This is a genomic window from Pseudarthrobacter sp. C4D7, assembly GCF_013359725.1.
Classification (GTDB): Bacteria; Actinomycetota; Actinomycetes; order Actinomycetales; family Micrococcaceae; genus Arthrobacter.
Genome location: NZ_JABFMW010000003.1, coordinates 20060 through 32871, shown reverse-complemented (window position 1 = coordinate 32871; position 12812 = coordinate 20060). Strand labels below are relative to the sequence as shown.

Annotated in this window: 10 protein-coding genes; 5 read left to right on the top strand and 5 right to left on the bottom strand. The window is 67.5% G+C overall.

The window, feature by feature from the left end:
• The first annotated feature begins 8 nt into the window (after positions 1-8).
• The gene (locus HNO81_RS03740) at positions 9-1433 is read left to right on the top strand and encodes an MFS transporter (protein WP_175316795.1); all 1425 of its coding nucleotides are present in this window, start codon (positions 9-11) and stop codon (positions 1431-1433) included.
• Here HNO81_RS03740 and HNO81_RS03735 read toward each other — a convergent pair.
• Positions 1430-2167: a bifunctional 2-polyprenyl-6-hydroxyphenol methylase/3-demethylubiquinol 3-O-methyltransferase UbiG gene (locus HNO81_RS03735; protein ID WP_175316794.1), complete on the bottom strand. Its 738-nt coding sequence runs from the start codon at positions 2165-2167 to the stop codon at positions 1430-1432. The genes HNO81_RS03740 and HNO81_RS03735 overlap by 4 nt on opposite strands.
• Before the next feature lie 317 nt (positions 2168-2484).
• Here HNO81_RS03735 and HNO81_RS03730 point away from each other — a divergent pair, with 317 nt between their 5' ends.
• The gene (locus HNO81_RS03730; RefSeq protein ID WP_175316793.1) at positions 2485-4398 is read left to right on the top strand and encodes a DEAD/DEAH box helicase; all 1914 of its coding nucleotides are present in this window, start codon (positions 2485-2487) and stop codon (positions 4396-4398) included.
• A 91-nt stretch (positions 4399-4489) separates the two neighbouring features.
• Here HNO81_RS03730 and HNO81_RS03725 read toward each other — a convergent pair whose 3' ends face one another.
• Together HNO81_RS03725 and HNO81_RS03720 are read right to left on the bottom strand one after the other, a co-directional pair.
• Positions 4490-5140, bottom strand: a complete 651-nt coding sequence (locus tag HNO81_RS03725; protein ID WP_175316792.1) for an MBL fold metallo-hydrolase — start codon at positions 5138-5140, stop codon at positions 4490-4492.
• A gap of 22 nt (positions 5141-5162) precedes the next feature.
• Positions 5163-5465: a putative quinol monooxygenase gene (locus HNO81_RS03720; RefSeq protein ID WP_175316791.1), complete on the bottom strand. Its 303-nt coding sequence runs from the start codon at positions 5463-5465 to the stop codon at positions 5163-5165.
• 297 nt (positions 5466-5762) lie between these two features.
• Between HNO81_RS03720 and betT the strand changes: the two genes are divergently transcribed.
• From betT to HNO81_RS03705, 3 genes are read left to right on the top strand one after another with little or no spacing between them, the layout of a single operon-like run.
• Positions 5763-7934 carry a choline BCCT transporter BetT gene (gene betT / locus HNO81_RS03715; protein ID WP_175316790.1) on the top strand — a complete coding sequence of 724 codons (2172 nt, stop codon included), beginning with the start codon at positions 5763-5765 and terminating at the stop codon, positions 7932-7934.
• The gene (locus HNO81_RS03710; RefSeq protein ID WP_175316789.1) at positions 7931-9427 is read left to right on the top strand and encodes an aldehyde dehydrogenase family protein; all 1497 of its coding nucleotides are present in this window, start codon (positions 7931-7933) and stop codon (positions 9425-9427) included. The genes betT and HNO81_RS03710 overlap by 4 nt, the downstream gene beginning before the upstream one ends.
• Positions 9428-9432: 5 nt before the next feature.
• Positions 9433-11016 (top strand): GMC family oxidoreductase, encoded by a 1584-nt coding sequence (locus HNO81_RS03705; protein WP_175316788.1) that lies wholly within the window; start codon positions 9433-9435, stop codon positions 11014-11016.
• A 91-nt stretch (positions 11017-11107) separates the two neighbouring features.
• On the opposite strand, the gene HNO81_RS03700 is transcribed toward HNO81_RS03705, so the two are convergent.
• Both HNO81_RS03700 and HNO81_RS03695 read right to left on the bottom strand, forming a co-directional pair.
• On the bottom strand, positions 11108-12151 hold the full coding sequence (locus HNO81_RS03700) for an aldo/keto reductase (RefSeq protein ID WP_175316787.1): 1044 nt from the start codon (positions 12149-12151) through the stop codon (positions 11108-11110).
• Positions 12152-12182: 31 nt separating this feature from the next.
• Positions 12183-12809 (bottom strand): nucleoside/nucleotide kinase family protein, encoded by a 627-nt coding sequence (locus HNO81_RS03695; protein WP_175316786.1) that lies wholly within the window; start codon positions 12807-12809, stop codon positions 12183-12185.
• Between the last annotated feature and the right edge of the window lie 3 nt (positions 12810-12812).

The window sequence follows — 12812 nt, the reverse complement described above, 5'->3', positions numbered from 1 at the left end:
GCCCGGCCGTGCAGGACTCCACGCTTCCGGGAACCCGCGACGCCGCCGGGATTTTCCGGCCCCCCTATCTCTGGGTGACCGTGGGAACCTGCGCCCTGGTGTTCCTGGCGGCCTTCGAGTCACTGGCGGTGACCACCATCATGCCCCTGGTCAGCCGGGAGTTGGACGGTGCAGGCCTCTACGCGCTGGCCTTCGCCGGCCCGCTGGCCACGGGCGTGATTGGCATGGTGGGGGCCGGTAACTGGTCCGACCGCCGTGGTCCCGCCCTGCCGCTGTACACCTCCGTTGTCCTCTTCGTGGCGGGCCTGCTGATCGCGGGCACCTCGCTGTCCATGCCCATGCTGGTGGCCGGCCGCCTGGTACAGGGACTCGGCGGCGGGGCCCTCACCGTTGCGCTCTACGTGCTCGTGGCGAGGTTCTTCCCAGGCCCGCTGCACGCCAGGATCTTCGCCGCCTTCTCGGCCGCCTGGGTGGTCCCGTCCCTGGTGGGTCCCTTCGCCGCCGGCGTGGTGGCGCAGGTCTTCAGCTGGCACTGGGTATTCCTGGGCGTGGTGGGCCTGGTCATTCCCGCGCTGGCCATGATCGTGCCGGTGCTGCGCGGAATGGACGACCACGACGCGGACGGCCAGCCGGCCGGAACAGGCCAGCCGCGAAAAACCGCCCCGCCCTGGGCCCTGGGCCGTCTGGGGTGGGCGGCTCTGGCCGCGCTCGCCGTCCTGGGGCTTAACCTCTCGGCAGACGCCGACATCCCCGGCTTCCCGGCAGCCACGGCCCTCCTGGCGGGCGCCGCCGTCGTCCTTGCCCTGGTGGCTGTGCGGCCCCTGGTGCCCTCCGGCACCCTTGCCGCACGCCGCGGGCTGCCCAGCGTGATCCTGGCGCGCGGGCTGGCGTCGGCTGCGTTCTTTGGCGCCGAGGTCTACCTTCCCTATCTGTTGATCGCCCAGTACGCGTTCCCGCCCACGCTGGCAGGCCTGACCCTGACCGGCGGCGCGCTGGCCTGGGCGGGGGCTGCGGCCGTCCAGGGCAGGCTGGGCACCCGGCTTCCGCACGGCCGCGCTGTGCAGTCGGGGGCGCTTATGGTCCTGGCCGCAATCACCCTGGCACTGGCCACCACGGCGCTGCACTGGCCCGCCGCCACAGCCATCGGCGGCTGGGTCCTGGCAGGGGGCGGCATGGGCCTGCTCTACCCGCGCCTAAGCGTGATGACCCTGGCGTTGTCCGCCAAAGAGGACGAAGGCTTCAACAGTTCTGCCATGTCTATCTCGGACTCCCTGGGCGGTGCGCTGTCGCTGGCCACCACAGGCATTGTGTTCGCGGCGTTCACGACGCCGGTCCAGTCCTTTGCAGGCGTGTTTGCCTTCACCGCCGCCCTCGGATGCGCCGCGGCCCTGGTGGCGCCGCGCGTCACCACCCCAGCACCTCCGGCAGGTTAGGAAAGGCGCGTGGCGCGCAGCACGACGTCGGCGATGGTCGCTTCCTGCCCGTCCGGCCCGGTCGCCGGGCGCTCCCGGCTGGTGAGGACCTCCACCTGCCACCCGGGCTGGTCCAATCCGAGTTCCTGGACCAGCTGGTCCCCCGTGTAGAACATGCCAAGGTGCTTGTGGTGGTCGTTGCCCCACGGCGGCAGCCGGTCCGGGTGGTGCCCCACCACCAGCAGCGTGCCGCCGGGCCGGACGGCCGAGGCTGCTGCGCGCAAGGGAACCCGCCAGTCCAGCTCCTGGGAATGCAGGAACTGCGAGGTCACCAGGTCAAAGGCAGCTTCCGGCCGCCACTGCGTCAGGTCAGCCTGTTGCCAGATGATCCGGCTTTCCATGGTGCTGTTCGAGGCATGCACGCTTTCCCGCGCCAGTTCGGCCAGCTCGTGGGAGCGTGCCCGTTCCAGGGCAACGGCGGACACGTCGACGGCGGTCACGGCCCAGCCCTGCTGTGCCAGCCAGATTGCGTCCGCGCCTTCGCCGCACCCCAGTTCAAGTGCTGTCCCCGGACGCAGGCCGCCGGCTTCACGGACCAGCTGCGGGTTCGGGTTTCCGCTCCAGAGCCTTGTCTTGCTGCGGTATCGTTCGTCCCAGGCGGACGCTGGGTCGATGCCGCCGCCAACGCCTTCCGGCACGCCGCCGCCGTCGTGCGCGTGCCCGTCGTGCTGCTGCGTTTCCTGGTGCTTGTCCATGCCTCAACCCTGCCCCGCCAGGTCCCCGGAGGCAACGCCGACGACGGGTTTCCGTCGCAGGGATGCTAGACTGGAGGAACTTGATGTGCAGTGATGCCACCTGCTCCGGATCCGGAGGTACCTTCCGGGGAGCGGGCTTTCTTCATGTGAGAGGCACATCCTGCGTCGATGAACGCGTTCCATTTGGTCCCGGCCGGCTGTCCTCATTTACAGCGCCCGGTTGATCACCTGACTTTTCTTCGGCGAAACCCCTGGTCCAACCGGCATCGGGGGCCGATATCCGCCCGGATACCGCCAGAAAGACCGTAAAAAACTACATGACTACTTTTGCTGCCCTCGGTACTCCCAAGGCCCTTGCAGACACCCTTACCGCCCAGGGAATCGTTGAACCGTTCCCCATCCAGGTGAAGACCCTCCCGGACACGCTGTCCGGCCGTGACGTCCTGGGCCGTGGCCGGACCGGATCCGGTAAAACCATCGCTTTCGCTATCCCGCTTGTAGCAAGACTCGCTGAGCGGGAAGCCAAGTACTTCCGGAAGCCCGGCCGCCCCATGGGCCTGGTCCTGGCACCCACCCGTGAACTGGCAACCCAGATCAATGCCACCATCGAGCCGCTGGCCAAGGCCGCCGGCCTGAACACCACCGTGATCTACGGCGGCATCTCCCAGGCCCGGCAGGAGAAGGCACTGCGCGCCGGCGTCGACATCGTCATCGCCTGCCCCGGCCGCCTGGAGGACCTGATCCGCCAGCGCATCCTCACCCTTGAAGGGGTGGAGATCACCGTCCTGGACGAGGCCGACCACATGGCCGACCTGGGCTTCCTGCCCGTGGTCAAGAAGCTCATGGACATGACCCCCAGCCAGGGCCAGCGCCTGCTCTTCTCCGCCACCCTGGACAACGGCGTGGACAAGATCGTCCAGCGCTACCTGTCCAACCCGCTCACCCACTCCGTGGACGATCCGCAGGCCGCGGTGACCACCATGGAACACCACGTGCTGGTGGTCAACGACCAGACCGTCAAGAAGCAGCTGATCGTGGAGCTCGCCTCCGGCGCCGGCCGACGCGTGCTCTTCATGCGCACCAAGCACCACGCCCGCAAGCTGGCCAAGACCCTGACCGACGCCGGCATCCCCGCCGTCGACCTGCACGGCAACCTCTCGCAGAATGCCCGTGACCGCAACCTGGCCGAGTTCTCCAACGGCGACGTCCGCGTCCTGGTGGCCACCGACGTCGCCGCCCGCGGTGTGCACGTCGACGACGTCGAACTGGTCATCCACGTGGACCCGCCCACCGAGCACAAGGCGTACCTGCACCGTTCAGGCCGTACCGCGCGTGCCGGTTCCGATGGCACCGTGGTCACGCTGACTCTGCCCGAGCAGCAGGCTGACGTGAAGAAGCTCATGAAGGCCGCCGGCGTGGACGTCTCCTTCGAGCGCGTTTCCGCAAATTCGCCCATCGTGGCCGAACTCGTCGGTGACATCGCCGAGAAGGTGGACCCGCGGACCCGGGCTGCGCTGCTGGCAGCCAAGGCACCCAAGCAGGGCGGCGGCACCTCCACCGGCGCCAACGCCGAGCGCAAGCGGGCCCGCCGCCAGGCTGCTCCCACCACCGGTGGGCGTGGCGGACGTGGCGGCCGCGGCAAGGTTTCGGCCGAACCCGCCCGCAGCGACTCCACCCGGGCCGAGCGCCGGGCTGTTGCCTTTGAAGGCCGCACGGAAGCCCGCGCAGCGTTCGACCGCAACGCGGAGCAAAACGAGGACCGCGCAGTGGCAGCAGCTGCTGCCCGACGCAACGCCCGTGGCCGCGGCACGGCTTCCACGCACAGCAACGACGTTCCCGCAGCAGGTGGCCGCTCATCGGCCGGCCGCGGATCGAACGGACGTGCAGCCGAGGGCCGCAGCGATTCCCGGATCACCCGCAGCGACGCTCCCCGCGGCGGCACGGGACGCCCGGCTTCCAGCGGACGCCCGGCCTCCGGCGGACGCCCCGCGTCCGGTGGTGGCCAGCGCAGCGGACGCCCCGCAACCGGCCAGCGTGCCGCCGCGGGCGCGTCAAGCCAGCGTTCGGCCGGCGCCGGCGCAAGCAAGGCCGTTTGGTCCTCCAACACCGGCGGAACCTCGGGCGGCTCCTACGGTTCCGGCAGCGGCGGCAATGGCGGCTCGGGCCGTCCCGCCCGCAGCGGTCCCCGCCGTGCCTCGGCCCCGGCCTCGAACGAGCGCCGCGGCCGCTAATAGCCCAGAGCCACCCATCGAGTGCTCCGTAGTTGTCGTTATTACGCGTCTAAACGACAACTACGGAGCACTCGATGCGTTTAAGGACCGTCTACCAGCCGCGGGCACGCCACTCATCAAGGTGCGGCCGCTCGGCGCCCAAGGTGGTGGGCTTGCCGTGGCCGGGATGCACGACGGCGTTGTCCGGGTAAGCGCCGAACAACCGTTCAGTGACGTCGGACAGGAGCTGGTTGAACCGCTCCGGGTCCTTTTGGGTGTTGCCCACGCCCCCGGGAAACAGGGAGTCCCCGGAGAAGATGTGCGCAGGGCCCTGGGGGTCCTGGTACACGAACGCGATGGAGCCTGGGGTGTGGCCGCGCAGGTGGACGGCGGTGAGCTCGAAGCCGTCGAACGTCCCGACGTCCCCGTGGCTTAGCCGCACCTCCACGTCAACCGGCAACGCGTCGGCGTCGTCCTCACCCGCGGCGGCCGGGGCGCCCGTGGCATCCACCAGTTCCTTCAACGCGCGCACGTGGTCCCAGTGCTGGTGCGTGGTGGCCACCAGGGCCAGCCTCGGGACCGCCGACGTGTCCGTGGCCCCGTCCGCCAGCAGCTGCCGGATGGCGGGGAGATCGTCAGCGGCGTCAATCAGCACCTGCGCGCCGCTCTCCTTGGCGGTCAGCAGATACACGTTGTTGTCCATGTCGCTGACGGAGACGCTGCGGATGGTGAGGGCAGGCAGGTCGTACAGAAGTGAGTCCATGGGCTTCAGTCTAGGGAAGCGGCTACAGGTCCAGCGGCATGGTGGCTGAGTAGACCTGCTTTGACGGCGGGGCCGCGAGGATTTCGTGCAGGGTGTTCTTCCCTTCGGGAGTCTGGCGCCAGGCGGCGTAGTCGTCGTGGTCCTGGGCTGTTGCCCAGGTTTCCACCACCAGGATGTGGCAGGGATCCGCGTCGTCAACCATCGCTTCGATGCCCTGGTTCCCGGGCCATGCCCGGGTGGCAGCCAGGGTTTCGCTGAGGTACCTCGCGGCCTCTCCGCGGCGTGCGGGATCGATCTGGACGTCAAAGTGGACGATGGCAGTCATGGGGCTCCTTGGCAGAGGGTGGACAGTTCCGGAACGGGGACGGCTGAGCCGCACCCACTGCGTGCAACAGGTAAAAGCGGCACTTTCTTCCACCTCTGCTGAATCGTTTAAAGCAGGAAGGCTTGACGGGAAGCGACAGTGAGGAGATTCATATAAGTGGTCCATTCCGGGATCAAGTTGCTAGCGTCGAAAGTCAAGCCAGACTCTTCATGACGCCGGCTGATGCTTTTCCCCATGCCGCGCGCGGCATGCAGGGCCGGCGTCTGGACCACAGCCTCAAAACTGAAATGGGATCCAATGAGCCAGAAAGCAGCACCCCCCGCGGACAGCGCGGGGCCTGAAAAGAAAGAGTTAAAGCCGCCGGCCGGTGCCGGGCACGTCCAGTCGGCTGCCACTGAAGCGAAGACACGCGTCAACAAGACCGTCTTCCTCGGCTCGGCCATCGGTGTGGTGGGCATCGCCTTGTGGGCAATCCTCGCCAAGAACAATGCCGACGCAGTGATCGGCGCCATGGTGGGCTGGGTGTCCACCAACATGGGCTGGTACTACTTCCTGATTGTCACCGCGGTGGTCATCTTCGTCCTCATCGCCGCCTTGTCCCGGGTGGGCAAGACCAAGCTGGGCCCGGACCACTCCAAGCCGCAGTTCGGAATGTTCACGTGGGCCGCGATGCTGTTCGCGGCAGGAATCGGCATCGACCTGATGTTCTTCTCCGTCTCCGAACCCGTCAGCCAGTACCTGGCACCCCCGCAGGGCGAAGGTGGAACCGCGGAAGCCGCCCGCCAGGCGCTGGTGTGGACGCTGTTCCACTACGGCATCACCGGCTGGGCCCTGTATGCCCTCATGGGCCTGGCGCTGGGCTACTTCTCCTACCGCCACAACCTGCCGCTGAGTATCCGCTCGGCCCTGTATCCGATCTTCGGCAAGAAGATCGAAGGGCCCATGGGGCACGCAGTGGATATCGCTGCGCTGCTGGGCACCATCTTCGGCATCGCCACCTCCCTGGGCATCGGCGTCGTCCAGCTCAACTACGGGCTGAACTTCATGTTCGGCATCCCGGAAAACCTGGCAGTGCAGATCGGCCTGATTGTCCTCTCCGTGGTGATGGCAACGGTGTCCGTGGTGTCCGGCGTCGAAAAGGGCATCCGCCGGCTGTCCGAGCTGAACGTGATCCTGGCCGTGGTGCTGATGCTGTTCATCCTGGTGACCGGCAAGACCAACTTCCTGTTGGACGGGATCATCCAAAACATCGGCGACGTCATGAGCCGTTTCCCGGCCATGACCCTGGACACCTTTGCCTACGACCGGCCCACGGACTGGATGAACGCCTGGACGCTGTTCTTCTGGGCCTGGTGGATCGCCTGGGCGCCGTACGTTGGCCTGTTCCTGGCCCGCATCTCCCGTGGCCGCACCATCCGGCAGTTCGTGCTGGGAACCATGACCGTCCCGTTCCTGTTCATCGTGCTGTGGATCTCGATCTTCGGAAATTCCAGCCTGGACCTGATCATGAACGGCAACGCCGCGTTCGGCGAAACGGCCATGAACTTCCCGGAGCGGGGCTTCTACAGCCTTCTGGCGCAATACCCGGCCGTTCCCGTCACGGCCGCGGTGGCAACCTTCACGGGGCTGCTGTTCTACGTCACGTCCGCTGACTCCGGCGCCCTGGTCATGTCCAACTTCACCTCGCACCTGAAGGACGCGGACTCGGACGGCCCGGAGTGGATGCGCGTCTTCTGGGCAGTGGCCACCGGCCTGCTCACCCTCGCCATGCTGACCGTGGGCGGGGTGACCACCCTGCAAAACGCCACCATCGTGATGGGCCTGCCGTTGTCACTGCTGCTGGTCCTGATCATGCTGGGCCTCTACAAAGCGCTCCGGGTGGAGAACTCGCTCAACGACAGCTACCGTGCCAGCCTTCCCGGCATCATCACCGGCCGCGCCGCGGACCAGCGCTCCGGCCGGACCTGGCGGCAGCGGCTCTCCCGCGCCATGAGCTACCCCGGCAGGAAGCAGACCACCCGCTTCGCCGAGACAGTAGCCATCCCTGCGCTGCAGGAGGTGGAAGCGGAACTGCGTGAGCAGGGCGCCGAAACCACGCTGACCATCTCCACCGTGGAGGCCTGCGGGATCCCCAGCATCGACCTGCAGCTGGCCATGGGGGAGGAACGGGCCTTCAAGTACCAGATCTACCCGGTCCAGTACGAGACCCCCAGCTACGCCACCCGGCGCGCCGACCCGGACGACCACTACTACCGCATGGAGGTGTTCTCCCTGGAAGGCAGCCATGGCTACGACCTCATGGGATACACGAAGGAACAGGTCATCACCGATGTCCTGGACCACTACGAACAGCACCTTGAATTCCTGCACCTGAACCGTGCAGCGCCGGGAAACACCCTGCTGGTTGAGGACCAGGTGGCAAAAGACAATTGGGAATCCGACTTCGACATGCAGGAGGAAACAAAGTGAGCACGTCTACGCTTTTCATTGGCGGCAGCTGGACGGCAGCGTCCGACGGCGGCACCCGGGAGATCCACTGCCCCGCGGACGGGGAGCTGGTTGGCTCCGTCGCGGAAGCCACGGCGGCCGACGCCGAGCGCGCCATTGCGGCTGCACGCGCCGCCTTCGACGGCGGTGAGTGGGCCGGAAAGTCCGCGCTGGAGCGGGGAACGTTCCTGCTTCAGGTAGCCAACCGGCTGCGCGAACGCAAGGACGACTTTGCCCGTGCAGAGACGCTGGACACGGGCAAGCGCCTGGCGGAAAGCGAAATCGACATGGACGACATCGCCAACTGCTTCGAGTACTTCGGCAAGCTGGCCGGCCAGGACTCTGGCCGGGTGGTGGACGCAGGCAGCCCCACCGTGGTCAGCCGCATCGAGTACGAACCGGTGGGCGTCTGCTCCCTCATCGCACCGTGGAATTACCCGCTGCTGCAGGCCGCCTGGAAGATTGCGCCCGCGCTGGCAGCCGGCTGCAGCTTCGTCCTCAAGCCCAGCGAACTGACGCCGCACACCTCCATCCTCATGATGGAAGTCCTCCAGGAGCTGGGACTGCCCAACGGCGTCGCCAACCTTGTCCTGGGTAACGGCAAGGTGGTGGGCCCGGTCCTGTCAGGCCATCCGGACGTGGACCTGGTCTCCTTCACCGGCGGTCTGGAAACCGGAAAAGCCATCGCCGCCTCGGCGGCCGGCACCGTCAAGAAGGTTGCGCTGGAACTCGGCGGCAAGAACCCGAACATCATCTTCGCGGACGCCGACTTCGACGCCGCCCTCGACAACGCCCTCAATGCGGCGTTCGTGCACTCCGGCCAGGTGTGCTCGGCAGGGGCCCGGCTGATCGTTGAAGAGTCCATCGCGGAGAGGTTTGTGGATGAGCTGGTCCGCCGCGCCAAGCAGATCAGGCTGGGCGGCCCGTTCGATTCGGCCGCCGAAACCGGCCCGCTGATCTCCGCCGCCCACCGGGACAAGGTCACCGCCTACGTGGAGAAGGGCATTGCCGAAGGTGCCCGCCTGCGCTGCGGCGGCACGTGGGGCGAAGGCGAGCTGGAAAAGGGCTTCTACTACCTGCCCACCGTTTTGGACCAGGTGAAGACCGGCATGTCCGTGGTGGTGGATGAGGCCTTCGGGCCCGTGGTCACCGTGGAAACCTTCAGCTCCGAGGCCGAAGCCGTGAAGATCGGCAACGACACACACTACGGCCTGGCCGGTGCCGTCTGGTCCCAGGATGCCGGGAAGGCCCAGCGGGTTGCCCGGGCGCTGCGCCACGGAACCATCTGGATCAACGATTTCCACCCCTACCTGCCGCAGGCGGAGTGGGGCGGCTTCGGCCAGTCGGGCGTGGGCCGCGAGCTGGGCCCCACCGGCCTGGCCGAATACCAGGAAGCCAAGCACATCTACCAGAACATCGATCCGCAGGTCACCGGCTGGTTCAGCGACCATGCCGCCGCTGCAGAGGGGAAGTAGAACATATGGCAAACGGAACCAAGACTGAATTCGACTACATCGTGATCGGCGGCGGCTCCGCGGGGGCTGCCGTGGCATCCCGCCTGAGCGAGGACCCGTCGCTGGAGGTGGCCCTGGTGGAGGCCGGCCCCGATGACCGGAACCTGCCCGAGATCCTGCAGCTGGACCGCTGGATGGAACTCCTGGAGTCCGGCTACGACTGGGACTACCCCATCGAGGAGCAGGAAAACGGCAACTCCTTCATGCGGCATGCCCGCGCCAAGGTGATGGGCGGCTGCTCCAGCCACAACTCCTGCATCGCTTTCTGGGCGCCCCGCGAGGACATCGATGACTGGGAGCAGAAGTTCGGCGCCACCGGCTGGAACTCCGAGCTGGCCTACCGGCTCTACCAGCAGCTGGAAACCAACGAGGACGCAGGCCCGGACGCGCCCCACCACGGCGATTCCGGCCCCGTCCACCTGATGAACGTCCCCGCCAACGATCCCACCGGCCGCGCCATGCTCGAAGCCTGCGAGCAGTCCGGGATCCCCAAGGTGAAGTTCAACACCGGCGAGACGGTGATCAACGGCGCGGGCTTCTTCCAGATCAACCGCCGCGCGGACGGCACCCGTTCCTCCAGCTCCGTGTCCTACATCCACCCCATCATGGACCGGAAGAACTTCACCCTGCTGACCGGCCTGCGTGCCAAGGAGCTGACCTTCGACGACGCCAACCGGTGCACCGGCGTGGCCGTGGTGGACAACGGCTTCGCCAAGACCCACCTGCTCACTGCCCGGTCCGAAGTGATCGTCTCCACCGGCGCCATCGATTCGCCCAAGCTGCTCATGCTCTCCGGCATCGGCCCGGCGGCCCAGCTGACTGAGCTCGGCATCCCGGTACGCGTCGATTCCCCCGGCGTGGGCGAGCACCTGCAGGACCACCCGGAGGGTGTCATCCAGTGGGAGGCCAAGCAGCCCATGACGGAGACGTCCACGCAGTGGTGGGAGGCCGGCATCTTCACCACCACAGAGGAGGGCCTGGACCGCCCCGACCTGATGTTCCACTACGGCTCGGTCCCGTTCGACATGCACACCCTGCGCCAGGGCTTCCCCACCACGGAGAACGGCTTCTGCCTGACCCCGAACGTCACGCACGCCCGGTCCCGCGGCACGGTCCGCCTGCGCAGCAAGGACTTCCGCGACAAGCCGAAGGTGGACCCGCGCTACTTCACCGACCCGGAAGGCCACGACATGCGGGTCATGACCGCCGGCATCCGCAAGGCGCGTGAAATCGCGGCGCAGCCGGCACTGGCCGAATGGGTGGGCACGGAGCTGTACCCCGGCGAGGCCATCCAGAGTGACGAGGAGATCGCGGACTACATCCGCAAGACCCACAACACGGTGTACCACCCGGCCGGGACGGTCCGGATGGGAGCGGACGACGACGCCATGTCGCCGCTGGACCCCGAGTTGCGGGTCAAGGGGGTCACCGGCCTCCGGGTGGCTGATGCGTCCGTCATGCCGGAGCTGACCACCGTGAATCCGAACATCACCACCATGATGATCGGCGAACGCTGTGCTGAGCTGGTCCGCGAGGCACGCACCGCCTGACGGTCAATGCCCGGCTGGGTGGCCGGAAGGCCGGCAGCAGGAAAGGCGGCTTCCCGTGGGGAAGCCGCCTTTCCGCTTAATCGGTAACGTGCTATTCGCGCCCTTCGGACACCCACTTGGGGTCGGCGGAACGGGATCCGACGACGGCGTCCGAGGCCGCATCCAGTGCCTCCAGGTGGGCAGGGGTGAGGTCCAGGGCCAGTGCACCGAGGTTTTCATCGATGCGTGCGGCCTTGCGGGTGCCCGGGATGGGCACCACGGGCAGGCCGAGCCGGCTGCCCTGGGCGAACAGCCAGGCGATGGCCACCTGCGCCGGCGTGGCGTTGAGCTGGTCCGCCACGGACCTGATGGCATCCACCACCGCCTGGTTGGCGTCGGCGGCCTCCGCGGCGAAGCGCGGAATGTTCCGGCGGAAGTCCTTGGCGCCCAGGCTGGCCGTGTCCACGGTGCCGGTGAGGAAACCCCGGCCCAGCGGTGAGTACGGGACGAAGCCGACGCCCAGGCCGGCTGCGGCCGGAACGACGTTGCGTTCCACGTCCCGGCTCCAGATGGACCATTCGCTTTGGACCGCGGCGATCGGGTGGACCGCCGACGCGTCCTGCAGTTCCTGCGCTGTCACTTCGGACAGTCCGAGGTGCTTGACCTTGCCCTGCTGCACCAGCTCTGCCATGGTGCCCACGGTTTCCTCAATGGGCACGCGGACATCGCGGCGGTGCATGTAGTAGAGGTCGATCACGTCCGTGCCGAGTCGCTGCAGGCTGCGGTCCACCGCCTGGCGGACGTACGCGGCGTCGCCCCGGATATCCGTGTAGCCGTCGGTGGGCGTGCCTACCAGGGCGAACTTGGTGGCCAGCTGCACCTCGTTCCGCCGGTCCTTGAGCAGTTGGGAAATCAGTTCCTCGTTGCTGCCGCCGCCGTAGATGTCCGCGGTGTCGATGAAGCTGACACCGGCGTCGACGGCGTGGTGCAGCGTCCGGAGCGCTTCGGCCGGGTCAACCTCGCCGTAGACGGGCGTGAGGGCCATGCCGCCGAAGCCAAGCCGGCTGACGGTGAGCCCGTCGCCGAGCTGGACGGTGCCACCGTGTTCGGGCCTGGCGGGGTGTGTGGTGCCTTGTTCAGCGGGTGGGTTTGCCATGGTTCTCCTGTTCGTTTTCCTGCAGTGAAAATTACAGCCAGGGGATGATCCTGTCCGCGGCCGGGCTGGTGGCCTGGATCAGCCGGGCATTGGCTTCATCGGGTCCGGTGGCCCAGGCAACTGCGGCATCCCGTTCCATGCCGAAGGAGATGTGCCGGTCCACCAGGCGCTGCAGCCGGAGGGTGGGCGGGGTTTCCAGGAACCACACCTCGTCCAGCTGCGCCCGCACTTCCTTCCACGGTTCCCGGTCCGCCAGCAGGTAGTTTCCCTCCGTGATCACCAGTTGGACCTCGGCCGGGATGGCGATGGACGCGGCCACCGGCTCGTCCAGGGTGCGGCGGAATTCCGGCGCGTACACCACAGCCTCGTCCCGGAGCGCCAGGCGGCGCAGCAGCGACAGGTAACCGCCGGCGTCGAACGTATCAATGGCGCCCTTGCGCTGCCGGAGTGGCGTCCCGTCAATGATCGCGTTGCCCAGGTGGAAACCGTCCATGGGCACCACCACCGAGGTTTCCGGGCCAAACTGCTCCTGCAGCCAGGCGGCAAAGGTGGACTTGCCGGACCCGGGCGCCCCGGCGATGCCCAGGATGGTCCGCGTTCCGGGCAGCAGCCGGTGCCGCAGGGAATCCACGGCCAGGGCGATCTCGGGGGAGTGCATGGC

Bases quoted from the DNA above. Each gene is read 5' to 3' on its own strand.
- HNO81_RS03730 (WP_175316793.1), top strand. From the start codon at position 2,485: ATGACTACTTTTGCTGCCCTCGGTACTCCCAAGGCCCTTGCAGACACC.
- HNO81_RS03700 (WP_175316787.1), bottom strand. From the start codon at position 12,151: ATGGCAAACCCACCCGCTGAACAAGGCACCACACACCCCGCCAGGCCC.
- HNO81_RS03705 (WP_175316788.1), top strand. From the start codon at position 9,433: ATGGCAAACGGAACCAAGACTGAATTCGACTACATCGTGATCGGCGGC.
- HNO81_RS03720 (WP_175316791.1), bottom strand. From the start codon at position 5,465: ATGACTGCCATCGTCCACTTTGACGTCCAGATCGATCCCGCACGCCGC.
- betT (WP_175316790.1), top strand. From the start codon at position 5,763: ATGAGCCAGAAAGCAGCACCCCCCGCGGACAGCGCGGGGCCTGAAAAG.
- HNO81_RS03695 (WP_175316786.1), bottom strand. From the start codon at position 12,809: ATGCACTCCCCCGAGATCGCCCTGGCCGTGGATTCCCTGCGGCACCGG.
- HNO81_RS03735 (WP_175316794.1), bottom strand. From the start codon at position 2,167: ATGGACAAGCACCAGGAAACGCAGCAGCACGACGGGCACGCGCACGAC.
- HNO81_RS03725 (WP_175316792.1), bottom strand. From the start codon at position 5,140: ATGGACTCACTTCTGTACGACCTGCCTGCCCTCACCATCCGCAGCGTC.